Here is a 24916-nt window from a genome sequence, read left to right on the forward strand (position 1 = left end):
AAGCAGGAACCCGCCGAAGGCTCGGCCGCGCAAGCGGTCGTGTCTGCCGGAATCCCCGTCCTTTAGGGCGGGGAGGATGTCAAATCGACAGCTTGACCTGGTAGCCCGGCGCGTTCTTCGGGTGGCTCTGGTTGGTGAAGACCGAGCGGTCGTTCTTCAGCATGATGACCTCGAAGAAGGGGCGGAAGCGCTCCTCGGTGATGCCGAAGGCCTGCAGGAACTTGGCGAACATCTGCTGCTCTTCCGGCTCGGGCTGGCCGTCGGCCAGCGAGGAGTCGATCAGGTTGACCATGATGCACATCTTCTGCGCGTCGGTCAGCAGCGGGGCGGCCTCGGCCAGGAAGGTGTCGATCGAGTTCTTGCGGCGGTACTTCAGCGCCGAGTCCAGCAGGGCCTGGTTCTGCGCGCCCACGCCGATCGTGCCGCGTCCGTCGTCCTTGCCGCCGAGCACCGACAGCAGATGCCCCACTTCCTCGCTGTCCATCTCGCCATCGGCGCTCATCATGTAGATCAGCGAGGTGGTGAAGGCGAGGTGCGGCGTCATCTTGTCGCCGGAATCGCTCTTGAACATGTCGAACAGACCCATTGTGCTGGCTCCTGTGGAATGCAGTGGTTTTCTGAAATGGAGGAAGGTCGGGAAGGATCTCGAATCTTTCCCCGCGCCATCAGATGGCACCGATGGCCTGAAGTTCCAGAGGGGGACGCGATTTTTTTGCAGCGTGGGCCCGTCGCCTGCGTGACGCGGCCCCTGGAGGGCCGGTGCTTCAATCGGTTCCGTCATCCCGCCAGGAACCCAGCCGAGGATCTGTTGCCATGTCCCTGATCGCCCCCACCGAGCGCGGCCGCGAGCTGCTCGAGCGCCTGCAGGCCTTCTTCGATCGTCACATCTTCCCGAACGAGGCCCTCCATGACCAGCAGATGCATGCGCTGCGGGCTGCGGGCAATCCATGGCAGCCGGTGCCGCTGGTGGAGACGCTCAAGCCGCTCGCCCGCGAGGCCGGCCTGTGGAACCTGTTCCTGCCGCATGCGCACAAGGGCGAGGGCGGGGTGTCCAACTTCGACTATGCGCCGCTGTGCGAGCTGATGGGCCGGGTGATCTGGTCCGGCGAGGTCTTCAACTGCTCGGCGCCCGACACCGGCAACATGGAGACGCTCGAGCGCTACGGCACCGAGGCCCAGAAGGCACGCTGGCTCGAGCCGCTGCTCGACGGCCGGATCCGCTCGGCCTTCCTGATGACCGAGCCGGCGGTGGCCTCGTCGGATGCGACCAACATCGAGTGCTCGATCCGGCGCGACGGCGACGACTATGTCATCAACGGTCGCAAGTGGTTCTCGTCCGGGGCCGGCCATCCGAAGTGCGAGATCTTCATCGTGATGGGCAAGACCGATCCCGAGGCGGCGCGCCATCTGCAGCAGTCGATGATCCTGGTGCCGCGCGACACGCCGGGCGTGACGGTGCTGCGCCCCTTGAGCGTCTTCGGCTACGACGACGCGCCGCACGGCCACATGGAGGTGCTGCTGGAGAATGTGCGGGTGCCGGCCGGGAACATCCTGCTCGGCGAGGGACGCGGCTTCGAGATCGCGCAGGGGCGGCTGGGCCCGGGACGCATTCACCACTGCATGCGCTCGATCGGCGCGGCCGAGCGGGCGCTGGAGCTGATGATCGACCGGCTGAGCGCCCGCGTCGCCTTCGGGCAGCCGCTGTCGGCGCAGTCGATCTGGCATGAGCGCATCGCCGAGTCGCGCTGCATGATCGATCAGGCCCGGCTTCTGACGATGAATGCCGCGAAGATGATGGACACCGTCGGCAACAAGGGCGCGCGGGCCGAGATCGCGATGATCAAGGTGGTGGCGCCCAAGGTGTCCTGCCAGGTGGTCGACTGGGCGATCCAGGCCCATGGTGCGGCGGGGCTCAGCCAGGACAGCTGGCTGTCGGAGATGTATGCGCACCAGCGCACCGTGCGGCTGGTCGACGGGCCGGACGAGGTGCATCGCAATGCCATCGCCAAGCTCGAGATCGGCCGGCGCACCGGGCGCGGCCGCACGGCCGGCTGAGGTGCGGCGCCTCGGGCGCCTGCACGCCAGCGTGGATGCGGCGACAATGCCGCTCCCGACCGACGATGTTGCGATGAAGCCCGAAACGACCTTCCGGCCGGCCAGCGAGCCGGCCGCCGACGCCCCTGAGGCGGCTGCCGAACATGCGCATGCCCATGTCCGGCGCGGCCCGAGTGCACGCCTGCCCACCGAGCATGGCGACTTCACCATTTCCTCCTACTTCGACCGCAGCACCGGCATCGAGCACATGGCCATCCACTGCGGCGAGCTGGCCGGTGCGCGCGAGGTGCTGGTGCGTGTGCATTCCGAATGCCTGACCGGCGACATCTTCGGCTCGCTGCGCTGCGACTGCGGACCGCAGCTGCGCCTGGCGCTGCAGCGCATCAGCCAGGCCGGCCGGGGCGTGGTGATCTACATGCGCGGACATGAGGGCCGCGGCATCGGCATCGACGAGAAGCTGCGCGCCTACACGCTGCAGGACCAGGGCCTGGACACCGTCGAGGCCAATCTGGCGCTGGGGCATGCGCCCGACAGCCGCCGCTTCGAGGCGGCCGCCGAGATCCTGCAGGACCTCGGCGTGGCCTCGGTCAGCCTGATGAGCAACAACCCCATCAAGCTGCTGGCGCTGCAGCAGCAGGGGCTGGAGGTGGTGCAGCGCGAGCCGCACGAGATCGACGCCAACCCCGAGAACGCCGCCTATCTCGCGACCAAGCGCGAGAAGATGGGTCACCTGCTGGCGCTGTCGTCCGCTGCGGTGTCCTCCCCGGCTTCGCGCAGCCGCCGGTAGAGGGTGTTGCGGCTGATGCCGAGCCGGCGTGCCGCCTCCGAGAGATTGCCTTTGCAGGCGGCCACCGTGCGGGCCACCTCGGCCGCATCGGGCAGCGCGCGTTCCGCGCGGCCCGGTCCGCCCAGGCCGCCTTTGATGCCTTTCAGGTCCTGCATCGGCTGCTGCGCGAGCGTGGCCAGCTCCTCGCGCAGATCATCCGGCAGATGTTCGAGGCGGATCATGCGCTCATGCGGCTCGAGCTGCACGCTGGCCGCGCGCAGCGCATTGGCGAGCTGGCGCCCGTTGCCCGGCCAGGGGTAGTGCGCCAGAGGCTCGAGCAGGCCAGGATCGACCGCTGCCTCCGAGCCCGCCGCGTCGAGCAGCTGGCGGCACAGTGCGGCCAGATCGCTGCGCTCGCGCAGCGGCGGCAGCATCAGCGTCAGGCCGTTGAGCCGGTAGTACAGATCCTCGCGCAGCCGGCCGCAGGCCACCTCGTCGATCAGGCGGCGCCGGCTGGTGCAGATCAGCGCGACATCCAGCGGCTGGGCCGGCTCGCCCGGCAGCGGTGCCAGCATGTCGTCCTGCAGCGCTCGCAGCAGCCGTGCCTGCAGCGGCAGCGGCAGATCCGCCACCTCGTCGAGCACCAGCGTGCCGCCTCGTGCGCTGCGCAGCAGGCCCGGCGCCGGCGGGCGCTCCAGCGGTCGGCCGAACAGGGTGTCGTCCAGCAGATCGGCATCCAGACTGGCGCAGTGCAGCGTGCGCAGCGGCCCGTCGCGGCGCGGGCCGCTGCGGTGCACCGCCTGGGCCAGTGCGCTCTTGCCGCTGCCGGATTCGCCCTGCAGCACCAGTCCGACCGGCGCGCCGCTCAGGCGCCGCAGCCGGCCGACGATCTGGCGCAGCGTCGGATCGCCCAGCGCGAAGCCGGACAGCGCGTCGTCCTGTCCTGGCCTGTCCTGTGTCGTCTGCGCTGACCTGTCCGACGACGAAGGCGAGGGCGAGGGCGAGGGCGACGGCGGCAGGGCATCGTCGGGCTGGCGATCGGTGCGGCGCGCCATGACCTCGATGCTGTGACTGCGGTCGACCCGCAGCCACAGCATCGTGCCGTCCGGACAGCGCAGTGCCCGCGGCTCGGCAGGCGTGCGTGCCATCGCCTCGATGCTGCGCAGGTCCAGGCCGAAGAGGCTGTCTGCGCGCAGCGCGCCGATGTGGCCGCGCTCCAGCTTCAGCATCGACAGCGCCGCCGCATTGGCGCCGATCACCCAGCCATCGTCCGACAGCGCCATCAGGCCTTCGGTCAGGCTGGCAATGCCCTCGGGCCGGGAATGAAAGCGCAGTCGCAGTCCCTGCGCATGGCGGGTCTCGAACAGGCGCTGCTCGATCATGCGCGCGGCCGAGCGCACCAGCCCGAGCGTGTGCCGGTGCGCCTGGCGGTGATCGCTGCTGATGTCGAGCGCGCCGATGATGCGCCCGGCCGGATCGACGATCGGCGAGGCGGCACAGGTCAGGAAGCCGTTGCGGTCCAGATAGTGCTCGTCGCCGTGGATCACCAGCGCCTGCTCCTCGGCCAGGCAGGTGCCGATCGCGTTGGTGCCGCGCCACTGCTCATGCCAGACGGCGCCGGGGCGCAGCGCCACCCGCGCGGCGCGCTGGCTGAAGTCGGTGTCGCCGATCGCGTCCAGCAGCATGCCCTGCGCATCGGCCAGCAGCACCACGCTGTCGGTGCCGCGGGTCTGCTCGAACAGGAATTCCAGCACCGGCCGCGCGTGCGCGATCAGCTCGTGATGGCGGTCGCGCGCCCGCGCGAGCTGCACCGCCGAGGCATGCGGCCCGGCGCTGCCCAGGCCGGCTGGCGTCAGCCCGGCTTCCTGGCTGCGCTGCCAGGAGCGTTGCAGCAGCGGGGCCAGCGGCACAGGGCCGGCGTGGGTCTCGCCACGCAGCAAGGCCTGTTTCAGGGGCTTCAGTCGTGGCGTCTTGCCCCCCGCAGGACGTCCGGGATGCTTCATTTCGGTGTTTACCCTTATGTGTTTTCGTGCCGATTGTCTCGTCAGGAGTCAGCCGCTCATGGTCCGATCCGTGACAGGTTTCGCCTTGTGCAGCGGCATCGGGTATGTACTGTCTCGGCGAATGACAGTACGGATCGTCAGGTTGGTCACTGAATGAGCGGTGAACAGCTTTCCAGCAGGAAACGGGCCATTCCTGCCTGAAGGGTCGATCCTGGGGGCGGAGAGCCGCCGGAATGCGCCGGATCCACAGGCTGGCACGACCTTCGCAATAAAGGTGGCACCCCAACCCCTGGCATCAACACTGAAGGAGACATCGATGCTCTACGCGAATCCGAACACCCCGGGCGCCAAGGTCCAGTACAAGCCGCGCTACGACAACTTCATCGGCGGCAAGTGGGTTGCGCCGGTTGCCGGCCAGTACTTCGACGTCGTCACGCCGGTCAATGGCCAGGTCTACACCCAGGCCGCCCGCTCGAACGAAGCGGACGTCGAGCTGGCGCTGGACGCTGCGCACGCCGCGGCCGACAAGTGGGCCAAGACCTCGGTCACCGAGCGCTCCAACATCCTGCTGAAGATCGCCGACCGCCTCGAGCAGAACCTCGAGATGCTGGCCTACGCCGAGACCGTCGACAACGGCAAGCCGATCCGCGAGACGCTCAACGCCGACATTCCGCTGGCGGTCGACCATTTCCGCTACTTCGCCGGCTGCCTGCGTGGCCAGGAAGGTTCGCTGTCGGAAGTCGACGAGAACACGGTCGCCTACCACTACCACGAGCCGCTGGGCGTGGTCGGCCAGATCATTCCGTGGAACTTCCCGATCCTGATGGCGGCGTGGAAGCTGGCCCCGGCGCTGGGCGCGGGCAACTGCGTGGTCCTGAAGCCGGCCGAGTCGACCCCGATCTCGATCCTGGTGCTGACCGAGCTGATCGCCGACCTGCTGCCGCCGGGCGTGCTGAACATCGTCAACGGTTTCGGCCGCGAAGCCGGCATGCCGCTGGCCACCTCGAAGCGCATCGCCAAGATCGCCTTCACCGGCTCGACCGCCACCGGCAAGGTCATCGCCCAGGCCGCCGCGTCGAACCTGATCCCGGCCACGCTGGAGCTGGGCGGCAAGTCGCCCAACATCTTCTTCGCCGACGTCATGGACAAGGATGATTCCTTCCTGGACAAGGCGATCGAAGGTCTGGTGCTGTTCGCGTTCAACCAGGGCGAGGTCTGCACCTGCCCGTCGCGCGCCGTCATCCAGGAATCGATCTACGACGAGTTCATGGCGCGCGTGCTGCCGCGCGTGGCCGCCATCAAGCAGGGCAGCCCGCTCGACACCGACACCATGATCGGCGCGCAGGCCTCGCAGATGCAGATCGACAAGATCAGCAGCTACCTCGAACTGGGCAAGCAGGAAGGCGCGCAGTTGCTGATCGGCGGCGACCGCGCCCAGCTCGGCGGCGACCTGGCTGGCGGCTACTACATCCAGCCGACCCTGTTCAAGGGCCACAACAAGATGCGCATCTTCCAGGAGGAGATCTTCGGCCCGGTGCTGGCCGTGACCACCTTCCGTGACGAGGCCGACGCGCTGGCGATCGCCAACGACACCGTCTACGGTCTGGGCGCCGGTGTGTGGAGCCGCAACGGCAACACCGCCTACCGCATGGGCCGCGCGATCAAGGCTGGCCGCGTGTGGACCAACTGCTACCACGCCTACCCGGCGCACGCCGCCTTCGGCGGCTACAAGGAATCGGGCATCGGCCGCGAGACCCACAAGGTCATGCTGGACCACTACCAGCAGACCAAGAACCTGCTCGTCTCCTACAGCGAGAACAAGCTGGGCTTCTTCTGATCAGGCATCTCCTGATCGATTGACGAGCTGTCATGCCTTCGGGGGACTTCGGTCCCCCTTTTTCATGGCTTCATCCATCCTTTCACGAGCGGAGAAACGACATGAGCGACATGACGCCACTCACGCGGGTGAGTGCCACCGCAGCCGCGCTGGCACTGATCGCGCAGCTTCAGGCCCGCCATGGCGCGCTGATGTTCTACCAGTCCAGCGGCTGCTGCGACAACAGCGCGCCCAACTGCTATCTGCCGGGCGAGCTGGCCATCAGCCCGAGCGATGTGCTGCTGGGCCACATCGGCGGCATGCCCTTCTACATGAGCAGTTCCCAGTACGCCTACTGGAAGAGCAGCCAGATGATCGTCGATGCGGTGGATGCACCGCTGGGCGGCGACAACTTCAGTCTGGAAGGCCCGCTGGGCAAGGCCTTTCTGAGTCGTTCGCGGCTGTTCACCGACGAGGAATTCGCCCGCCTCGAGGCCGAGGCGCCGTTGCCCCGGCCCTGAGCGGCGCTCGCTGCGCTCTGTCCGTTCAGCCCGCCGCAGGGGAGGGGGCGGCGGCCGGCTGCTCCCGGCTGATGCGCATCGTCACATCGACCGCGCGCAGGTGCTTGGTGATCGAGCCAACCGCGATGCGGTCGACGCCGGTCTCCGCCAGCGCGCGCACCGTCTCCAGCGAGATGCCGCCGGAATACTCGACCAGCGTGCGACCGCCGCACTCCCGGTGCTCGCGCACCATGCGCGCCACGGTGCGCACCAGTTCCTGGGGCAGGCTCTCGACCAGGATCAGCTCGATGTCCTCGTCGAGCGCGATCAGCGTGTCCTCGCGGGTGCGGATCTCGGCCATGATCGGCACGTTCAGCCCGAGCGCGCGGGCGAAGGTGATCGCCTCGCGCAGGCCGCCGGCCGAGGCGATGTGCACATCCTCGATCAGGAAGCCGTCATGCAGACCCAGGCGGTGGTTCAGGCCGCCGCCGGCCAGCACCGCATATTTCTGCGCGCTGCGCAGGCCGGGCAGGGTCTGGCGGGTATCGACGATGCAGGTGCCGGTCGTGCCGACCGCCTCCACATAGCGTCGCACCGAGGTCGCGGTGCCCGACAGGGTCTGCAGGAAGTTCAGCGCGGTGCGCTCGCCGGTGAAGATCGCGCGCGCCGGGCCTGACAGGGTGCACAGCAGGTCGTCGGCCTGAACCGCCGAGCCTTCCGGAACCGTCCACTCGATCAGGATCGAGGGATCGAGTGTGCGGAAGACCGCATCGAACCAGGGCTGCCCGCACAGCACCGCCGCTTCACGGACCGTCACCTGGGCGGTGACCTGCTGGGCCCGCGACAGCAGCACCGAGGTCACGTCGCCGCTGCCGATGTCTTCGGCCAGGGCGTTCTCGACGCACAGTTGCAGGTCGGCGGGCAGGCTGACGGTGTTCATGAGCGATTTTTTCCTTTTCTGGCGGGCTTTCGTGAATGCGCGATTCTGAGCCATTCGCGCAGAGCGCCGGTTCACGCCGCCATGCAGGGAGGCCTGCTTTGTGACGGACCGTGCTTTCATGGCCATTTAAAATACTAACAGCTTTGATTCGGAAATGATCTACAGGGAAAGGCCGCAATGGCCTTGTCTTGAAAAATTGTTTTCGTTAGTATCTTTTCATGGATGCTGCCACCTTGCCCCTGTTCGAACCCGCCCCGGCCGATCAGCTGGTCGCCCGGCTTGAGGCCTGCTTCCATTCCTGGATCGATTCGGCGCCCGCCCGGGGGCCCCGCGGCAATGGCCGGCTGCGCGAGGAGTCGGCACGCATCTATGCCGACATGTGGCAGGCCTTCATCGCCTTCTGCGTGCCGCCTCAGGCCGAGCCGTCTGGCGGCGAGCGCCTCATCCGGCTCGATCCGCTGCGACCTCCCGCTGCGGACGGCAGGGAAGCGCTCGACCGGCAGGCGCTGCTGGCCTTTCTCGAGCATGAGGCCATCCGGCCGCTGCGGCAGGTCCGCACCCGCCGCAGCCGCACCGAACTGACGCCGCGCTACGCCTGGCGACTGCTGCAGCTGATCGACCGGGTGCTCAACCACGCCCGCGAGCAGGAGGATCAGCCTGCCTTTGAACCCGCGCTGGCCCTGATGCAGGAGCCGCCGTTCTGCCATGCCAATGCTGCCGCGCTGACGCCGGTGCCGGAGGTACTGACCGATGCCCAGTGCGATGCCCTGATCGCGCACTGCACCGAATTCCAGTCGCTGGACCCCGCTGCCGGCGCGTCCTGGAAAGTCCTGCGCGACCGCTGCGCGCTGGCGCTGATGCTGGGTGCCGGGCTGGCGCCCGGGCAGGTCCGGGCGCTGCGGTCGCGCGACGTGAGCTGCGGCGGCGGTCACGGCGATCGTGATCCGGATCTGCCCTGGCGGCTCACCATCGTCGCCGATGGCAGCAGTCCGGAGCATCAGGTGCCGCTGGCGGCGTGGGCCGCCCGCCAGCTTCGCCTCTGGCTGGCGGCCCGGCGCATGCTGGGCGCGGAAATGCAGTGCTCCGAGTGGGTCTTCCCGTCGACCCTGTCCGGCAAGCCCTGGTCACATCCGGCCTGCCACCGCGCGGCGGTCATGCAGCTCGATGCGCTGGGCATCGAGGGCGGCGCGCCCTTCAGGCTGCGTCACACCTTTGCGGTGCGCCAGCTGCAGGCCGGTCATGCCGAAGAGGATGTCGCGCGCTGGATGGGCTATGTCGACACCGGCCCGATGAAGCGCTACCGCCATCTGCTCACCGCACCGGTGGCCGGCCTGGCCTGAGCAGCACTCAGGAGCGCCGTCGCTCAGAGCGGCGTGCGCTCGCAGCGGATCAGCCGCTGGTACTCGCGCCGTGCGGACGGCGTGGCGAAGCGCTCGAACTGATCGAGCAGGCGCGAGAGCTGACGCAGGCGCAGCACCTTGTCGAGCTGCGTCAGGTCGCGGTCGACCGCCACGCGCTCCAGCTCCAGTGCGGCATGCCGATCCTGGCGCTCGACCAGCTGCGCATAGTCGGGGCGGGCGGTCACATAGGCCTGCGCTGCGCCCAGCTCGGTGGCCAGAAAGCGCACATAGGCGGCGGTGTGCGCATGCGCGGCTTCCGGCCAGCGCTGAACCAGACCCCGCTTCAGATCGCCCTGCAGCCGGCTGATTTCGCCCTCGAGCTGGCGCGACTGCTCGTCGATCGCCTGCAGGCGCCGGCCCAGCTGCTCATGGCGGGTGCCGAGGGCACGCTGCAGCATCGTGCCGCGCGCCGGCAGCTTCAGCCGCAAGGCCAGTTCTGATGCCAGCCGGCCATATTCGTTGTCGGGTTCGCTGGTGGTGTCGAGGTAGCGCAGCCAAGCCGGCTGCCAGCGCTCCAGATAGGTCTCGCTGGTCGAGCGCGGCAGATCGGCGTTGTAGCCCTCGATCACCGCATGCACATGGGCCTCGTGCAGCGTGACCTGGCCGTCGCGGTCACGATCGGGCGAGCGCTCCAGCGGCTGGCCGGAGCGATGGCGCCCGCTCAGCGCCGCGAAGAAATAGGTGGTGTAGTCGCGGTAGTCGCCAACCTCGATGCTGGCCGAGCAGCCCTCGGAGAGCCGGTCGGCCGATTCGGCCGCGAAGCCGCAGCGGTTGTAGGCGGCCAGCGTGCGCAGGTCGCGCGCGTCCGGCCGGATCAGCCGCATGAAGCCGCCCGAATAGCACTGGGTGAAGACGAAGCGCAGCGGCGCGCTGGGCGGCGCGTTCGTGGCCAGCCGCTCGAGCTCGCGCACCGACATGCGCGTGTCGTCCCACAGCCGCAGGGTGTTGCCGGCCCGGTCGGAGAGATCGCGCAGGCCGTGGCCGTTGAAGACGAACAGTCCCCGGTCCTGAGGGCCCATCGCGCCGAATTCGCGCGCCAGCGACGGTGCCAGCAGATCGGCCCGGGTACCGTGCACGATGTCCGGCACCCGGTGCTTGCGGTACTGGTTGCCGTTGAATTCCTGCTGGCCGAAGATCCGTGCCAGAGGCTGCAGATTCTCGCGGCTGTCCGCCGGCCGGCTCCAGATCCGGACATCGCGGACTTCAGGCGAGGCATCGGCGAAATACACCTTCAGCGTCGCCCCGGGCGCCACCGAGCGCACGATGTCCGCCACCCAGAGCACATTGAGCTCGATCTGCCCCTGGGAGCCGTCCGGATCGGGGCCGCCGCCCACCAGCCAGACATGCGAGCGGCCTGCGGCCTGCGGTGCGGCGCTGACGGCACCGCTCATCAGCGCCAGCGCGGCCAGCATGGTCGCCCCCAGCCGGGAGAACGCCGACCTGCGCGGCGAGGACATCAGGCGGGACATGTCAGTGCTCCGCTGGAAGCGTGGTCGGCGCATCGTGGCGCTCGGTCAGGACCGGCAGAGGTGCCGGGGCCCGTGTCCGGGCCGGCCGGCTGGGCGGCGTCGCCGCCACGGCATCCTCTTCCTGGAAGACGGACACCGGAAGACGGCGAGCCGGCCGGACGCGGGCGCGGCGGGTGCTCAGCGCATACAGCAGCCCCGCCAGCGCGCAGACGCCGCCCAGCACCAGGGACTGCGGCTGCAGCACCGACAGCCCGGCGAACAGCCCGAGCCCGAGACCCGCAGCGCCGCAGATCAGCATCAGCAGCAGGCCTGAACTCGGTGCGGGCAGCGCGCCCAGCAGCAGGCCGCCCAGCCAGGGCAGGGCGCCCAGCAGATAGAGGGCGCCGACGATCCAGAGCAGATCCAGGCCGAGCTGGCGCAGCAGTTCGCGACGCGGCTCCTGCGCCCATTGCTGCGCCAGCACGCCATCACCCAGCAGAAGATCGACAGCGGCCAGCCCGCCCAGGGCCAGCACCAGGGTCAGCCAGGGCAGCAGCAGGAAGCCGATGACGGCGCGGCGGTGTATCCAGCGGGAGATCAAGGCGGTGAGGGGAGGAATCGCGATCGCATCGGGATCGAATTGGGATCGAATCGGGGGCGGATCATCGCATGGATGAATCCGCCTCGCCATTCAGCCGGCCTGAACGGGCTGGTGGCGGTGCTCGTGCAGCCGGTGCAGCAGCCAGCCCCTCAGGCTGTCGCGGAAGATCAGATGCTGGCGGACCGGCTCCTGCAGCGGTTTCCACAGATGCGCCCAGGAGGGGCTCGAGACAAAGCTGAGCCGGTCGATGCCCGGATCGGCGCAGGCGGCCTCGATCGCCTCGCGCATGATCAAGTGGCCGGGCGCGATGTCCGACTCTTCCTCGAGATAGGCGATCTTGACCAGATTCATCGTGCGTGCGCCCAGCAGCACGAACTGTGCCGCGATCACCCGGTCGTCCAGCCACAGCAGATGGATGCGGCAGCTGCGATGCCGGCCGAACTGCTCCGCCAGCGTCCGGTAGAAGCCGCTCAGCCCCTCGCAGGCGGCGATCGCGGTGCCGCGTTCGCCCTTCCAGCCCGAAGACTCGACCTGCAGGAAATGCGACAGCGCCTGAGGCAGCGCCGCCGGATCGTTCACCACCTCGAAGCGCAGCGCGCCCCGCGACATCGCGCGGCGCTGCAGGCGCCGCACATTGCCATGATGGCTGCGCGACACCCGCTCCAGCGCCTGGTCGACCGTGCCGCTGCAGTCCAGCCAGGCGCTGTGGCGCAGCAGCTGCGTGTGCTGGTGTGTGCCGGTCTGGGCGCACAGCGCCTGATCCAGCGCGCTGACGCCGGGCACGCCGTCGATGCGCAGCAGATCCCACGGGGGCAGATGGCGGGCGCCCGGCCCCTGCAGCCAGGCGCGCATCTGGGGCCAGAGGCGGTGGATGTCCTGATCCGGCGCCAGTGCGATGTCGCAGAGCAGCTGATGCGCATGCACCGGAGTGCGCAGCTCCCGGATGGCGGTCATTCGCCCCACGGCTCTCTGCGACAGCGCCAGCGGCAGCACTGCCAGCAGACGGCCCTGACGCTCGGCACAGACGAAGAACAGCTCGTCCGGATCGTTGCAGAGATGGCGCAGCCGGGCGCCATGCCAGACGGGCTGCCGAAAGGCGCAGTCGGTCTGCGTGCCGCCAAGCAGCATCGCCTGCCAGCGGGGCTGCAGCCTCATCCAGCCGTGCAGGCCTCGTTCGAGACGGAAGCTCGTCGCGCCGATCTCCTGGACAGTGTGAAACTTCTGCAAAGCAATGTGATCGGCCAGCGCATTCATGGTAACCAATGGTAATCATCAGCCATGAATGTGTAAGCGTCTTTGTCTGACTCTCCGACCGGATGCGGGGGGAGCCGCCGGTCAAGGCGACAGCCGATGCGCAAGAATTCGTGTTCCCGACCGTACCTGGACACTGACACCGATTGCCGCCATGACCCGACGCGAGATCCTGAAGATGGGCGATGCCCGACTGCTGAAGCCGGCCCGACCGGTCACCGAGGCCGAGTTCGGCACCACCGAGCTGCACGCGCTGATCGCCGACATGGTCGAGACCATGCAGGCGGTACAGGGCGCGGGCCTGGCTGCGCCGCAGATCGGCGTCGATCTGGCGCTGGTGATCTTCGGCTTCGGTGCCAGCCGGCGCTATCCGGACGCACCGGCCGTGCCGGCCACCGTGCTGATCAACCCGGTGATCGAGCCGCTGTCCGACCAGGAGGAAGACGGCTGGGAGGGCTGCCTGTCGGTGCCGGGCCTGCGCGGCGTGGTGCCGCGCTGGTCACGCATCCGCTACACCGGCCGCGACGAGCGTGGCCAGCCGATCGACCGCATCGCCGACGGCTTTCATGCCCGGGTGGTGCAGCACGAATGCGATCACCTGATCGGCACGCTCTACCCGATGCGGGTGCGCGACTTCAGCCGCTTCGGCTACACCGAGGTGCTGTTTCCCGGCCTGGATGCGGCCGACGACGACTGAGGCGCCGCCGCGCTCCCGGCGCTGCCGGCACGCATCAGGGTCATCGCGGTGCCGATCAGCCCGGCGACCTCGCCCATGTGGCCGGGCACGATCATGGTGTTGTTCTTCTGCGCCAGCTGCGCATAGGCGTCGACCGCCTTCTCGGCAACCTTGAGCTGCACCGCCTGTGCTCCGCCGGGCTGCTCGATGGCGGCGGCGATCTTGCGGATGGCCTCGGCGGTGGCGTCGGCCACCGCGGCGATGGCGGCTGCCTCGCCCTGGGCCTGGTTGATCTGGGCCTGCTTCTCGCCTTCGGAGCGGGCGATGAAGGACTCGCGCTCGCCGGTGGCGATGTTGATCTGCTCCTGCTTGCGGCCCTCGGAGGCGGCGATCAGCGCGCGCTTCTCGCGCTCGGCGGTGATCTGCTGCTGCATCGCGTGCAGGATCTCGGCCGGCGGTGTCAGATCCTTGATCTCGTAGCGCAGCACCTTCACGCCCCAGGTCAGCGCAGCCTCGTCGAGCGCGCTGACCACCGCCGCGTTGATCATCTCGCGCTCCTCGAAGGTGCGATCCAGCTCCATCTTGCCGATCACCGAGCGCAGCGTGGTCTGGGCGAGCTGGGTGATCGCCATCACATAGTCGGACGAGCCGTAGCTGGCGCGCATCGGGTCGGTGACCTGGAAGTAGAGGATGCCGTCGACCTTGAGCTGGGTGTTGTCGCGGGTGATGCAGACCTGGCTGGGCACGTCGAGCGGAATTTCCTTGAGCGAGTGGCGATAGGCCAGCCGGTCGATGAAGGGAATCAGGAAGTTCAGGCCGGGCGAGAGCGTGCCGTGGTACTTGCCCAGGCGCTCGACCACCCAGGCGCTCTGCTGGGGCACGACCTTGATGGCGCGGCCGATGAAGAGAATCGTCACGATCAGAATGACCGGGGCAAGAACATCCATCACGGGCTCCTTGGCGTCGAGGGTGTTGCGGGTATGGCCGGGCGCACGCGCAGCATCGTGCCCTCGACATCGACGATGGTGAATTCGCCGGTGGACTGGGCCTGTGCGGCCGGGGTGTCGTCGGTGCAGCGGACGACCCAGTGCGCGCCGCGGTACTGGACGCTGGCGGTGCCGTCGGCGCGCCAGCGCGACACATGCACGGCCTGGCCCCGATCGAGCACCAGGCCGATGTGCGGCGGCGCGTCACCACGGGGACGCCGGCGCCATGTGCGCAGCGCCAGCATCGCGCCACCGCCGATCAGCGCGGCAGTCAGCATCTGCAGCGTCACCGCACCGCCGCCCCAGGCGACCAGCCCGGCGCAGGCCAGTCCGATCGCCAGCAGCAGCAGAAAGACCGTGCCGGAGAACAGCTCCAGCGCCAGCAGCAGCCCCGAGGCGATCCACCAGAGCCGTGCACCATCCAGTTCGGCATCCATGCCAGTCTCCCGTCCAGCCGAGACGGTCCCAGTGTAGGGGCGCGGACCCGGTCTGCCACCTGATGCGCGTCACATCCCGCCGCAGGCCTCGTCCATCGTCGTCGCGTCACGCGCTGGCCCTACACTTCGCCCTTCGCTTTTTTCCTGTTCCACCGCCCCCTGGTCTTCGGAGACCCTTCCGCCATGCAGCGCTTCCATTTCCCGATCGTCATCATCGACGAGGACTTCCGCTCGGAGAACACCTCCGGTCTGGGCATTCGCGCGCTGGCGCAGGCCATCGAGACGGAAGGATCCGAGGTGCTGGGCGTGACCAGCTATGGCGACCTGAGCCAGTTCGCGCAGCAGCAGAGCCGCGCCTCGGCCTTCATCCTGTCGATCGACGACGAGGAGTTCACGCCCGGCCCCGAGCTGGACCCGGCGGTGCTGAACCTGAGGAAGTTCATCGAGGAGATCCGCTTCCGCAACCCGGACATCCCGATCTACATCTACGGCGAGACGCGCACCAGCCAGCACATCCCGAACGACATCCTGCGCGAGCTGCACGGCTTCATCCACATGTTCGAGGACACGCCGGAGTTCGTGGCGCGTCACATCATCCGCGAGGCCAAGACCTACCTCGACGGCCTGGCGCCGCCGTTCTTCAAGCAGCTGATGGAATACGCGCGCGACGGCTCCTACAGCTGGCACTGCCCGGGCCACTCCGGCGGCGTGGCCTTCCTGAAGAGCCCGGTCGGCCAGATGTTCCACCAGTTCTTCGGTGAGAACATGCTGCGCGCCGACGTCTGCAACGCGGTCGAGGAACTCGGCCAGCTGCTCGACCACACCGGCCCGGTGGCGCAGAGCGAGCGCAACGCCGCGCGCATCTTCAACGCCGACCACTGCTTCTTCGTCACCAACGGCACCTCGACCTCCAACAAGATGGTCTGGCACCACACGGTGGCGCCGGGCGACGTGGTGGTGGTGGACCGCAACTGCCACAAGTCGATCCTGCACTCGATCATCATGACCGGCGCGATTCCGGTGTTCATGACGCCGACGCGCAACCACTACGGCATCATCGGCCCGATCCCGCAGACCGAGTTCACCCGCGAGGCCATCGAGGCCAAGATCGCGAAGAACCCGCTGCTGGCCGGCGTCGACACCACCGGCATCAAGCCGCGCATCATGACGCTGACGCAGAGCACCTATGACGGCGTGCTCTACAACACCGAGACCATCAAGCAGATGATGGACGGCTGGATCGACACGCTGCACTTCGACGAGGCCTGGCTGCCGCACGCCGCCTTCCACAAGTTCTACGGCAGCTACCACGCGATGGGCAAGAACCGCCCGCGCCCGAAGCAGGCGATGGTCTACGCCACGCAGTCGACGCACAAGCTGCTGGCCGGCATCAGCCAGGCCTCGCAGGTGCTGGTGCAGGACGCGCAGGAGCAGAAGCTCGACCGCCACCTCTTCAACGAGGCCTACCTGATGCACACCTCCACCAGCCCGCAGTACGCGATCATCGCCTCGTGCGATGTCGCCGCGGCGATGATGGAGCCCCCGGGCGGCACCGCGCTGGTCGAGGAGAGCATCAAGGAGGCGCTGGACTTCCGCCGCGCGATGCGCAAGGTCGACGAGGAGTTCGGCCACGACTGGTGGTTCAAGGTCTGGGGCCCGCCGGCGCTGGCCGCCGACGGCATCGGTCGCGCCGAAGGCTGGGTGCTGCAGGCCAACGAGAGCTGGCACGGCTTCGGCGACCTGGCCGCCGGCTTCAACATGCTCGACCCGATCAAGTCGACGCTGATCACGCCCGGACTGGATGTCTCGGGCGACTTCGCCGAGACCGGCATTCCGGCCTCGATCGTCTCGAAGTACCTGGCCGAGCACGGCGTGGTGGTCGAGAAGACGGGCCTGTACTCGTTCTTCATCATGTTCACCATCGGCATCACCAAGGGCCGCTGGAACACGCTGCTGACCGCGCTGCAGCAGTTCAAGGACGACTACGACCGCAACCAGCCGATCTGGCGCGTGCTGCCCGAGTTCGCGGGCAAGTTCCCGATGTACGAGCGCCTGGGCCTGAAGGACCTGTGCCAGCTCATCCACAAGGCCTACGCCGAGGGCGACATCGCGCGCCTGACGACCGAGGTCTATCTGTCGGATGTCGAGCCGGCGATGAAGCCCAGCGACGCCTACGCGCACATCGCGCACCGCCGCACCGAGCGGGTCGAGATCGACCAGCTCGAGGGCCGCATCACCACCTCGCTGCTGACGCCGTACCCGCCGGGCATTCCGCTGCTGATCCCGGGCGAGCGCTTCAACAAGCGCATCGTCGACTACCTGCGCTTCACCCGCGACTTCAACGAGCGTTTCCCCGGCTTCCACACCGACGTGCACGGTCTGGTCGAGGAGGACATCGGCGGCGGGCGCAAGCGCTATTTCATCGACTGCGTGAAGGCCTGAGCGGCCTGGGGCGACGTGGACGATGGAAGGCGTGCCGGAGTGCTTCGACTCGCCGCGCGACCGCGCCGAGTTCCTGCGCCCGGCGCACCGCGCCGGCGTGGAGCTCTACCGCGCCGCCATCGTCGACTGCGCCTTCGAGCCGCACGGCCATGACGCCTACGGCTTCGGCGTGATCGACCAGGGGGTCGAGCGCTTCCGGCTGCGCGGCGCCGAGCATCTCGCGCCGGTGGACACGCTGGTGGCGATGCAGCCCGAGGATCTGCACACCGGTCGCGCCGAGACGCCGCAGGGCTGGTCCTACCGGATGGTCTATCTGGACGAGGATCTGCTGCGCGGCCTCGGCGGCGGTGCGGCCTGGCGCTTCGACGAGGCGCTGATCCGCGATCCGCGCACCGTCGCGCCGGTCAGCGCGCTGATGCATCGGCTCTGGCGCGCGGCCGAGCAGGGCGCCGAGCCACTGGCCTTCGACAGCCTGCTCGTCGAGCTGGTCGAGCACCTGCGCCCGCATGCACGCGACGCGGGCGTGCCGCGCGAGGCCTGCGCCGCGGCGCGCTTCCGCCCGGTGATGGAGCTGATGCGCGCACGCCTGGACGAGCCGCTGACGCTCGACGCGCTGGCTGCCGCCGCGGGCCTGAGCCCTTTCCATTTCCTGCGCAGCTTCCGCCGCGAGCACCACGCCACGCCGCAGCAGATGCTGATGGCGCTGCGCCTGCTCGAGGCCAAGCGCCGCATCGCCGCCGGCGAGCCGCTGGCGCAGGTGGCCGCGGCCACCGGCCTGGCCGACCAGGCGCATCTGACCCGTGCCTTCTCGCGCCGCTACGGCGTGACGCCGGCGCGCTACCGCCAGCAGCTGCAGCAATCCGGTACAAGACCCCGCCGGCACGCCTGACCGACACTGCCCGGCATGTCGATCGGAATTCTCTGTGCCCTGGTGGCCGGCCTGATGTGGGGCCTGGTCTTCGTCACGCCGCTGCTGCTGCCGGACTATCCGGCCGCGCTGCTGTCCTGCGGCCGCTATCTGGCCTTCGGGCTGATCGCGCTGCCGATCGCCTGGTTCGACCGCGCGCGGCTGCGCGAGCTCGAGCGCAGCGACTGGATCGAGGCGCTCAAGCTCTCGGCCATCGGCAACCTGCTGTACTACCTCTGCCTGGCCGCCGCGATCCAGCGCGCCGGCGGTGCGCTGCCGACGATGATCATCGGCACGCTGCCGGTGGTGATCGCCATCTGCTCGAACCTGCGCGATCCGCGCGAGCGCCTGCCGTGGCGCGAGCTGCTGCCGCCGCTGGTGCTGATCGCCATCGGCATCGCCTGCGTCAATCAGGTCGAGCTGGAGCGGCTGCGCGCCGAGGGCAGTCTGGATGCGGGCCGCTATCTGGGCGGCGCCTTGCTGGCCCTGGCTGCGGTGGCCTGCTGGACCTGGTACCCGATCCGCAATGCCGACTGGATGCGCGCCCATCCGGACCGCCATCCGCGCAGCTGGGCCACCGCGCAGGGGCTGATGACGCTGCCGCTGGCGGCGCTGGGCTACGGCGCGCTGGGGCTGGTCTCGCTGACACCGGCCGGCTCGGCCGGGCTGGGCGTGGCCATGCCCTTCGGGCCCGAGCCGCTGCGCTTCGTGCTGATGATGCTGGCGGTCGGCCTGCTGGCGTCCTGGGTCGGCACGCTGTGCTGGAACGCCGCCAGCCAGCGCCTGCCCACCACGCTGCTCGGGCAGCTGATCGTGTTCGAGACGCTGGCTGCGCTGGGCTACGCGATGCTGCTGCGCGGGCGCTGGCCGGATGCGGCCACGCTGGCGGGCATCGTGCTGCTGGTGGCCGGCGTGCTGCTGGCCCTGCGGGTGCGTCCGCGGCGCTGACGGACAGGCGCGGACGGCCTGTCGGACAGCTTCCGACATGCGCTCGGGCAGGGCACCGATGGTGCGCAGCCCGGCCCGGTCCTAGAGTGGCTCCATGGATTTCAGGAGTGCCACGATGAACGCCCAGCAGTACACGACGTTTCCCGCCGACCCGTTCGCCCTGATGATGAATCCGCAGGACATTCTCGCCGCCGTCGAGCGCTCGGAGCGCCTGGGCCGGCTGCAGCGCCGGGTCTGCCGGCCGCTCGACCGTCCGCTGATCCCGCATGCGCTCACCGAGATCGAGCTGTTCGACCGCAGCATCGACGCGGGCATGGTTCCCGACGAGGAACTGCCCGAGGACGATCACTGAGGCCCGTCCCCGTCCTCAGGTCGTCACCCGGCGATCGCCGGCATCGACCGGCAGCCGCACTCGCGTCGGGCGCCGGTAGAGCCAGGCGGCGCCGTGACGCAACGCCAGCCGGTTCAGCGCCAGCGCGGCGATGATCGCGCCAGCCGGCAGCAGCAGCGCCCGCCAGGCCAGCGGCAGGCCCAGATCGGCCAGCAGCGGCGCCAGTGCCTGCATCGGCAGCCAGAAGCCGAGATAGATTGCCAGCGAGCCGCGACCGGCGCCCTGCAGCCAGCGGCCCGGTGCGCGGCCTGACAGCAGGGCCGACACCATCACCACCGCCGCGATGCCGACCATGCCCAGCATGAACTGAACCAGTGGCCACGGCGCGGGCTTGTACAGCATCAGCACCAGATGGGCCGGCAGCCACAGCGCCAGCATCCGCAGCGCCCAGCGCGGCTGGTCCTGGCTGCGCGCGGCCAGCGCCATGAAGAAGGGCGCCAGCACATGGCCGGCATGGAAGAACACGAAGTACATGCCGAACCAGTCGAGCACCGGAATGCCGGTGTGCAGCGGGAACAGATGCATCAGCGTGGCCGCCAGACCGACCACCCAGGGCGAGACCGCCTGCAGCAGGCGCGAGGCCAGCGCGTAGATCGGCAGCATCAGCAGGAACCACAGCATCGCCGGCGGCTTCCACAGCGCCAGCAGCAGCTGTGCGAGCGCATCCGTCATGCCTTGCGGACGGTGCTGGCCCAGCAGCCATTGCCCGATCACCAGGATCGGTGCCCACAGCAGCAGGAAATACAGGTGATGCAGCACCCGGCGATCGAGAAAATGCGACCAGCGCCTGCGGATGACCTGCGCCATGAACAGGCCTGACAGCAGGAAGAAGTCCGGCATCCGGAAGGGCTGCATCGCGACGCTCAGATAGCCCAGCCAGCTGGCGGCGCCATCGCTGGCATGCAGGCTGCGTGTGGCCCAGTAGCCGACGACCGCCAGGATGCAGATTCCGCGCGCGATGTCGACCCAGTCCTGTCGGCGCGGATCGACCTGAGGCACGCGATGCGCTGGATGCGTCTGGCGCGCCTGATCGGTGGCTGGCCCGGGGATGCTGGATGTTCCTGGCATGGTGACTGGCAACGATGCGGTTTCTGGTGCTCGCGCGAAAAATTCACGCGCATGAAAGTTACCAGATGCAAGTTAAGTCACGAATCATCTGTTCATGGGCCCGGCAGGAATCCAGACTGAAATGAAAGCGGTGCCAGGGCACGCCGATTGCTTGGATTGCTCTGCCGAAAATCGGAACAGCCGGGTCTTCCTCAGGATGGGTTCCGTCGCGGTTACATGGCAAGATGAAACGCATGATCCAGAACATGAAAAATCCGGCCTCGCCAAGCGCCGGTCCGTCCGAGGTCGCATGGTGGCGCGGCGCGGTGATCTATCAGATCTATCCGCGCAGCTTCCAGGACAGCAACGGCGACGGCATCGGCGACCTGCCCGGCATCACCGCGCGGCTGGAACATGTGGCATCGCTCGGCGTCGACGCGATCTGGATCTCGCCCTTCTTCCGCAGTCCGATGAAGGACTTCGGCTATGACGTCAGCGACTACCGCGATGTCGATCCGATCTTCGGCACGCTGGCCGACTTCGACGCGCTGCTGGCGCGCGCGCACCAGCTCGGCCTGCGGGTGATGATCGACCAGGTGCTCTCGCACACCTCCGACCAGCATGCCTGGTTCCAGGAAAGCCGCCTGAGCCGCGACAACCCGAAGAGCGACTGGTATGTCTGGGCCGATGCCCGGCCCGACGGCACGCCGCCGAACAACTGGCTCAGCGTCTTCGGCGGCAGCGCCTGGCAGTGGGACTCGCGCCGGCGCCAGTACTACCTGCACAGCTTCCTCTCCAGCCAGCCTGACCTGAACTTCCACAACCCGGCGGTGCAGGACGCGCTGCTCGGCGAGGTGCGCTTCTGGTGCGAGAAGGGCGTCGACGGCTTCCGCTTCGATGCCTGCAACCACCAGTTCCACGACGCGCAGCTGCGCGACAACCCGCCGGCGCAGGGCGGCGAGGTCTCGACGGTGCGCGCCGACAACCCCTACGCGATGCAGCAGCACCTGCACGACAAGAGCCGGCCCGAGAACCTGGCGTTCCTGGAGCGGCTGCGCGGCGTGCTCGATGCCTTCGGCGCGGCCAGCATCGGCGAGGTCGGCGACGAGAACGCGCCGCCGCTGATGGCCGACTACACCGAGGCCGGTCGCCGCCTGCACATGGCCTACAGCTTCAGCCTGCTGACCGCGCACTGCGCGCCGGCGCATCTGCGCGCCGAGGTCGAGAAGCTCGAGCGCGAGATCGCGCGCACCGGCGGCTGGGGCTGCTGGGCCTTCTCCAACCATGACGTGCCGCGGGTGGCCAGCCGCTGGTCGAGCGACGGCCTGTCCGACGACCGTCGCTCGAAGCTGCAGCTGGCGATGCTGCTGACGCTGCGCGGCAGCGTCTGCCTCTACCAGGGCGAGGAGCTCGGCCTGCCCGAGGCCGACGTGCCCTACGAGCGGCTGCAGGATCCCTACGGCCTGGCCTTCTGGCCGGAGTTCAAGGGCCGCGACGGCTGCCGCACGCCGATGCCCTGGCAGGCCGACGAGGTACAGGCTGGTTTCTCGACGGTGGAGCCCTGGCTGCCGGTCAGCGCGGCGCAGCAGGCCAGGGCAGCCGATCGCCAGCAGGCCGCGCCGGACTCGGTGCTGAAGACCGCGCAGGCGCTGCTGGCCTGGCGCCGCGCCACGCCGCTGCTGCGCGAGGGCTCGATCCGCTTTGTCGATGCGCCCGAATCGGTGCTGATGTTCGAGCGCCGGCTTGATCCTGCTGACGCCACGGGCGCACCACAGGAGTGCATGCTGCTGGCCTTCAATACCTCGGATCAACCGGTCGAGCTGCTGCTTCCTGCCGGCTGGCAGGGGGTCGCGCTGCAGACCGGGACCCCGCTGGGCACCGCGGCCCGGCTTGGCGCCGATGGCCTGCGCCTGCAGATCGATCCGCTTGGCGCAGCGGTTGCATTGGCGACCGCATAACTTCCGCTCACCGTTTTCTTCTCGCTTCTTCTCGCCCCATGCCCCGCAAGACCTCCGCTCCGTCCCCGGCTCCGGCCGCCCCCGCGAAGAAGACTTCCCCGACGGCGGTCGCCGTGCCCGAGACCGGCCGGGTCGATGCCGCGACGCTGGACGCGCTGATGCGCGCCGACCACGGCGATCCGTTCGCGGTGCTCGGCATGCATCACACCGGCACCGCGCTGGTGGTGCGTGCGCTGCTGCCCGGCGCAGCCGAGGTCGAACTGCTCGACGCGCTGGGCCGGCGGCTGTGCGCGCTGACGCGCCAGGAGAGCAGCGCGCTGTTCACCGGCGCGGTGCCGCGCCGGCGCAACCCGTTCGAGTACCGGCTGCGCATCCGCTGGACCGATGCCGAGGGCCGCGCGCTCGAGCCGGTGGTGGTCGACGATGCCTACCGCTTCGCGCCGCTGATCCGCGACACCGACCTCTACCTGCTGGCCGAGGGCACGCACCACCGGCCCTACGAGTGGATGGGCGCGCATCCGCAGATCCACGAGGGCACCGGCGGCACCCGTTTCGTGGTCTGGGCGCCGAGCGCGCGCCGCGTCTCGGTGGTCGGCAGCTTCAACCAGTGGGACGGCCGGCGCCACCTGATGCGCCGCCGCCATGAGTGCGGGCTGTGGGAGATCTTCGTGCCGCAGGTCGGCGAGGGCGATCTCTACAAGTTCGAGGTGCTGGGCGCCGACGGCGTGGTGCGGGTCAAGGCCGACCCCTACGCCTTCCGCGCCGAGGTGCGGCCGCAGACCGCCTCGGTGGTGCAGCGCCTGCTGCCCGGCGTGGCGATCGACGAGACGCGCCGCCAGGCCAATGCGCTGGACGCGGCAGTGTCGGTCTACGAGGTGCATCTGGGTTCGTGGCGGCACGGCGAGGACGGCCGCTGGCTCAGCTACCGCGAGCTGGCCGAGCAGCTGGTGCCCTATGTGCGCGATCTGGGCTTTACCCACATCGAGCTGCTGCCGGTGCACGAGCATCCCTTCGACGGCTCCTGGGGCTATCAGCCGACCGGCCTGTATGCGCCGACCTCGCGCTTCGGCACGCCGGAGGACTTCCGCGCCTTCGTCGATGCGGCGCACGCGGCCGGGCTGGGCGTGATCCTGGACTGGGTGCCGGGCCACTTCCCGACCGACGCCTTCGCGCTGGCCGAGTTCGACGGCACGCACCTCTACGAGCATGCCGATCCGCGCGAGGGCTTCCACCAGGACTGGAACACGCTGATCTACAACTACGGCCGCACCGAGGTCCGCAACTTCCTGGTCGGCAACGCGCTGTACTGGATCGAGCGCTTCGGCATCGACGGCCTGCGGGTGGACGCGGTGGCCTCGATGCTCTACCGCGACTACAGCCGCCGCGACGGCGAGTGGATCCCCAACCGCCACGGCGGCCGCGAGAACCTCGAGGCGATCGAGTTCCTGCGCCGTGCCAACTTCATCGTCGGCACGCAGCGCCCGGAGGCGGTGATGATCGCCGAGGAGTCGACCTCCTTCCCGCTGGTGACGCGTCCGCCCTCGCAGGATCTGCAGTCCGGCGGCCTGGGCTTCCACTACAAGTGGAACATGGGCTGGATGAACGACACGCTGGCCTATTTCTCGCGTGATCCGGTCTACCGCAGCCATCACCATGACCAGCTGCGCTTCTCGCTGATGTACGCCTTCAGCGAGAACTTCGTGCTGCCGCTCTCGCATGACGAGGTGGTGCACGGCAAGGGCTCGCTGATCCGCAAGATGCCCGGCGACGACTGGCAGAAGTTCGCCAACCTGCGCGCCTATCTCGGCTTCATGTGGGGGCATCCGGGCAAGAAGCTGCTGTTCATGGGCTGCGAGTTCGCGCAGTGGAACGAGTGGAACGAGGCCGCGCAGCTCGACTGGCCGCTGCTCGAGCAGGCGCCGCATGCCGGCGTGCAGCGCCTGGTGCGTGACCTCAACAGCGTGCTGCGCCACTATCCGGCGCTGCACCAGCGCGATGTGCAGCCCGACGGCTTCGCCTGGGTCAGCCATGAGGACGCGCAGCATTCGGTGATCGTCTTCGAGCGCCGTGCCGCGCCCGACGAGGCGGGCCACGCCGCGCGGGTGCTGGTGATCTGCAACCTGACGCCGGTGGTGCGCCACGGCTGGCGCATCGGCGTGCCGCAGGCCGGCGCCTGGCGCGAGCTGATCAACACCGACCAGGCGGTCTACGGCGGCTCGGGCGTCGGCAACGGCGTGCTCGAGAGCGAGGCCCTGCCGTGGCAGGACCAGGCGCAGTCGATCGTCATGACGCTGCCGCCGCTGGCCACCGTGATGCTGGTGATCGATTGACGGATCGGTCGGAT

General features: G+C 68.9%; 21 protein-coding genes. 12 read left to right on the forward strand and 9 right to left on the reverse strand.

What is annotated here, in order from left to right; translation table 11 throughout:
- Nucleotides 1–79: 79 nt before the first annotated feature.
- Nucleotides 80–586: a tellurite resistance TerB family protein gene (locus NFT33_RS11580; protein WP_251675452.1), complete on the reverse strand. Its 507-nt coding sequence runs from the start codon at nucleotides 584–586 to the stop codon at nucleotides 80–82.
- Between the two features lie 227 nt (nucleotides 587–813).
- Between NFT33_RS11580 and NFT33_RS11585 the strand changes: the two genes are divergently transcribed.
- Both NFT33_RS11585 and ribA read left to right on the forward strand, forming a co-directional pair.
- Complete coding sequence (locus tag NFT33_RS11585; protein ID WP_251675454.1) at nucleotides 814–2055, forward strand: acyl-CoA dehydrogenase family protein; 1242 nt, start codon at nucleotides 814–816, stop codon at nucleotides 2053–2055.
- Nucleotides 2056–2128: 73 nt separating this feature from the next.
- The gene (gene ribA, locus NFT33_RS11590; protein WP_220786511.1) at nucleotides 2129–2842 is read left to right on the forward strand and encodes a GTP cyclohydrolase II; all 714 of its coding nucleotides are present in this window, start codon (nucleotides 2129–2131) and stop codon (nucleotides 2840–2842) included.
- On the opposite strand, the gene NFT33_RS11595 is transcribed toward ribA, so the two are convergent.
- A complete protein-coding gene (locus tag NFT33_RS11595; RefSeq protein ID WP_251675456.1) occupies nucleotides 2782–4761 on the reverse strand; it encodes a sigma-54-dependent Fis family transcriptional regulator in 1980 nt (659 codons plus the stop codon). The two genes, ribA and NFT33_RS11595, sit on opposite strands and share 61 nt — an antisense overlap.
- 379 nt (nucleotides 4762–5140) lie before the next feature.
- Between NFT33_RS11595 and exaC the strand changes: the two genes are divergently transcribed.
- Nucleotides 5141–6661 carry an acetaldehyde dehydrogenase ExaC gene (gene exaC, locus NFT33_RS11600; RefSeq protein WP_251675458.1) on the forward strand — a complete coding sequence of 507 codons (1521 nt, stop codon included), beginning with the start codon at nucleotides 5141–5143 and terminating at the stop codon, nucleotides 6659–6661.
- 110 nt (nucleotides 6662–6771) lie between these two features.
- Complete coding sequence (locus NFT33_RS11605) at nucleotides 6772–7161, forward strand: DUF779 domain-containing protein (protein WP_251675494.1); 390 nt, start codon at nucleotides 6772–6774, stop codon at nucleotides 7159–7161.
- Between the two features lie 25 nt (nucleotides 7162–7186).
- Here NFT33_RS11605 and nadC read toward each other — a convergent pair whose 3' ends face one another.
- Complete coding sequence (nadC, locus tag NFT33_RS11610; protein WP_180692814.1) at nucleotides 7187–8080, reverse strand: carboxylating nicotinate-nucleotide diphosphorylase; 894 nt, start codon at nucleotides 8078–8080, stop codon at nucleotides 7187–7189.
- Between the two features lie 233 nt (nucleotides 8081–8313).
- Between nadC and NFT33_RS11615 the strand changes: the two genes are divergently transcribed.
- On the forward strand, nucleotides 8314–9420 hold the full coding sequence (locus tag NFT33_RS11615) for a tyrosine-type recombinase/integrase (protein WP_251675460.1): 1107 nt from the start codon (nucleotides 8314–8316) through the stop codon (nucleotides 9418–9420).
- A 23-nt stretch (nucleotides 9421–9443) separates the two neighbouring features.
- On the opposite strand, the gene NFT33_RS11620 is transcribed toward NFT33_RS11615, so the two are convergent.
- The 3 genes from NFT33_RS11620 to NFT33_RS11630 all read right to left on the reverse strand — a co-directional run bounded on the left by NFT33_RS11620 (nucleotide 9444) and on the right by NFT33_RS11630 (nucleotide 12684).
- On the reverse strand, nucleotides 9444–10949 hold the full coding sequence (locus tag NFT33_RS11620; RefSeq protein ID WP_149503528.1) for a hypothetical protein: 1506 nt from the start codon (nucleotides 10947–10949) through the stop codon (nucleotides 9444–9446).
- Nucleotide 10950: 1 nt separating this feature from the next.
- A complete protein-coding gene (locus NFT33_RS11625) occupies nucleotides 10951–11529 on the reverse strand; it encodes a hypothetical protein (RefSeq protein WP_251675462.1) in 579 nt (192 codons plus the stop codon).
- A gap of 90 nt (nucleotides 11530–11619) precedes the next feature.
- The gene (locus NFT33_RS11630; protein ID WP_251675464.1) at nucleotides 11620–12684 is read right to left on the reverse strand and encodes a GNAT family N-acetyltransferase; all 1065 of its coding nucleotides are present in this window, start codon (nucleotides 12682–12684) and stop codon (nucleotides 11620–11622) included.
- A 250-nt stretch (nucleotides 12685–12934) separates the two neighbouring features.
- Between NFT33_RS11630 and def the strand changes: the two genes are divergently transcribed.
- Nucleotides 12935–13477: a peptide deformylase gene (gene def, locus NFT33_RS11635; protein WP_220786519.1), complete on the forward strand. Its 543-nt coding sequence runs from the start codon at nucleotides 12935–12937 to the stop codon at nucleotides 13475–13477.
- Here def and NFT33_RS11640 read toward each other — a convergent pair.
- Nucleotides 13429–14403 (reverse strand): SPFH domain-containing protein, encoded by a 975-nt coding sequence (locus NFT33_RS11640; protein ID WP_220786520.1) that lies wholly within the window; start codon nucleotides 14401–14403, stop codon nucleotides 13429–13431. The genes def and NFT33_RS11640 overlap by 49 nt on opposite strands.
- Entirely contained in the window at nucleotides 14403–14879 is a 477-nt protein-coding gene (locus NFT33_RS11645; protein WP_251675466.1) for an NfeD family protein, read from the reverse strand. Before NFT33_RS11645 ends, NFT33_RS11640 begins: the two co-directional genes overlap by 1 nt.
- Before the next feature lie 183 nt (nucleotides 14880–15062).
- Between NFT33_RS11645 and NFT33_RS11650 the strand changes: the two genes are divergently transcribed.
- From NFT33_RS11650 to NFT33_RS11665, 4 genes are all read left to right on the forward strand, one after another.
- Complete coding sequence (locus NFT33_RS11650; protein ID WP_251675468.1) at nucleotides 15063–17321, forward strand: arginine/lysine/ornithine decarboxylase; 2259 nt, start codon at nucleotides 15063–15065, stop codon at nucleotides 17319–17321.
- Between the two features lie 22 nt (nucleotides 17322–17343).
- Nucleotides 17344–18210 carry an AraC family transcriptional regulator gene (locus tag NFT33_RS11655; protein WP_251675470.1) on the forward strand — a complete coding sequence of 289 codons (867 nt, stop codon included), beginning with the start codon at nucleotides 17344–17346 and terminating at the stop codon, nucleotides 18208–18210.
- A 15-nt stretch (nucleotides 18211–18225) separates the two neighbouring features.
- Nucleotides 18226–19176 (forward strand): DMT family transporter, encoded by a 951-nt coding sequence (locus NFT33_RS11660; RefSeq protein ID WP_251675472.1) that lies wholly within the window; start codon nucleotides 18226–18228, stop codon nucleotides 19174–19176.
- 115 nt (nucleotides 19177–19291) lie between these two features.
- Nucleotides 19292–19528 carry a hypothetical protein gene (locus tag NFT33_RS11665; RefSeq protein ID WP_244954480.1) on the forward strand — a complete coding sequence of 79 codons (237 nt, stop codon included), beginning with the start codon at nucleotides 19292–19294 and terminating at the stop codon, nucleotides 19526–19528.
- A gap of 15 nt (nucleotides 19529–19543) precedes the next feature.
- Here NFT33_RS11665 and NFT33_RS11670 read toward each other — a convergent pair whose 3' ends face one another.
- Nucleotides 19544–20566 (reverse strand): acyltransferase family protein, encoded by a 1023-nt coding sequence (locus NFT33_RS11670; RefSeq protein ID WP_251675474.1) that lies wholly within the window; start codon nucleotides 20564–20566, stop codon nucleotides 19544–19546.
- A 314-nt stretch (nucleotides 20567–20880) separates the two neighbouring features.
- Between NFT33_RS11670 and NFT33_RS11675 the strand changes: the two genes are divergently transcribed.
- Together NFT33_RS11675 and glgB are read left to right on the forward strand one after the other, a co-directional pair.
- Nucleotides 20881–22572, forward strand: a complete 1692-nt coding sequence (locus NFT33_RS11675) for an alpha-glucosidase (protein WP_251675475.1) — start codon at nucleotides 20881–20883, stop codon at nucleotides 22570–22572.
- Nucleotides 22573–22610: 38 nt separating this feature from the next.
- Nucleotides 22611–24902 carry a 1,4-alpha-glucan branching protein GlgB gene (gene glgB, locus NFT33_RS11680; protein WP_376744154.1) on the forward strand — a complete coding sequence of 764 codons (2292 nt, stop codon included), beginning with the start codon at nucleotides 22611–22613 and terminating at the stop codon, nucleotides 24900–24902.
- The last annotated feature ends 14 nt before the right edge of the window (nucleotides 24903–24916 follow it).

Source organism: Sphaerotilus sp. FB-3 (assembly GCF_023706025.1).
Taxonomy (GTDB): domain Bacteria; phylum Pseudomonadota; class Gammaproteobacteria; order Burkholderiales; family Burkholderiaceae_C; genus Sphaerotilus; species Sphaerotilus sulfidivorans.

What these genes read in the sequence shown, in the direction of transcription:
- NFT33_RS11580 (WP_251675452.1), bottom strand. Translation starts at nt 586, where the DNA reads ATGGGTCTGTTCGACATGTTCAAGAGCGATTCCGGCGACAAGATGACG.
- NFT33_RS11585 (WP_251675454.1), top strand. Translation starts at nt 814, where the DNA reads ATGTCCCTGATCGCCCCCACCGAGCGCGGCCGCGAGCTGCTCGAGCGC.
- ribA (WP_220786511.1), top strand. Translation starts at nt 2,129, where the DNA reads ATGAAGCCCGAAACGACCTTCCGGCCGGCCAGCGAGCCGGCCGCCGAC.
- exaC (WP_251675458.1), top strand. Translation starts at nt 5,141, where the DNA reads ATGCTCTACGCGAATCCGAACACCCCGGGCGCCAAGGTCCAGTACAAG.
- NFT33_RS11605 (WP_251675494.1), top strand. Translation starts at nt 6,772, where the DNA reads ATGACGCCACTCACGCGGGTGAGTGCCACCGCAGCCGCGCTGGCACTG.
- nadC (WP_180692814.1), bottom strand. Translation starts at nt 8,080, where the DNA reads ATGAACACCGTCAGCCTGCCCGCCGACCTGCAACTGTGCGTCGAGAAC.
- NFT33_RS11620 (WP_149503528.1), bottom strand. Translation starts at nt 10,949, where the DNA reads ATGTCCCGCCTGATGTCCTCGCCGCGCAGGTCGGCGTTCTCCCGGCTG.
- NFT33_RS11630 (WP_251675464.1), bottom strand. Translation starts at nt 12,684, where the DNA reads ATGAGGCTGCAGCCCCGCTGGCAGGCGATGCTGCTTGGCGGCACGCAG.
- def (WP_220786519.1), top strand. Translation starts at nt 12,935, where the DNA reads ATGACCCGACGCGAGATCCTGAAGATGGGCGATGCCCGACTGCTGAAG.
- NFT33_RS11640 (WP_220786520.1), bottom strand. Translation starts at nt 14,403, where the DNA reads ATGGATGTTCTTGCCCCGGTCATTCTGATCGTGACGATTCTCTTCATC.
- NFT33_RS11645 (WP_251675466.1), bottom strand. Translation starts at nt 14,879, where the DNA reads ATGGATGCCGAACTGGATGGTGCACGGCTCTGGTGGATCGCCTCGGGG.
- NFT33_RS11650 (WP_251675468.1), top strand. Translation starts at nt 15,063, where the DNA reads ATGCAGCGCTTCCATTTCCCGATCGTCATCATCGACGAGGACTTCCGC.
- NFT33_RS11655 (WP_251675470.1), top strand. Translation starts at nt 17,344, where the DNA reads ATGGAAGGCGTGCCGGAGTGCTTCGACTCGCCGCGCGACCGCGCCGAG.
- NFT33_RS11660 (WP_251675472.1), top strand. Translation starts at nt 18,226, where the DNA reads ATGTCGATCGGAATTCTCTGTGCCCTGGTGGCCGGCCTGATGTGGGGC.
- NFT33_RS11665 (WP_244954480.1), top strand. Translation starts at nt 19,292, where the DNA reads ATGAACGCCCAGCAGTACACGACGTTTCCCGCCGACCCGTTCGCCCTG.
- NFT33_RS11675 (WP_251675475.1), top strand. Translation starts at nt 20,881, where the DNA reads ATGAAAAATCCGGCCTCGCCAAGCGCCGGTCCGTCCGAGGTCGCATGG.
- glgB (WP_376744154.1), top strand. Translation starts at nt 22,611, where the DNA reads ATGCCCCGCAAGACCTCCGCTCCGTCCCCGGCTCCGGCCGCCCCCGCG.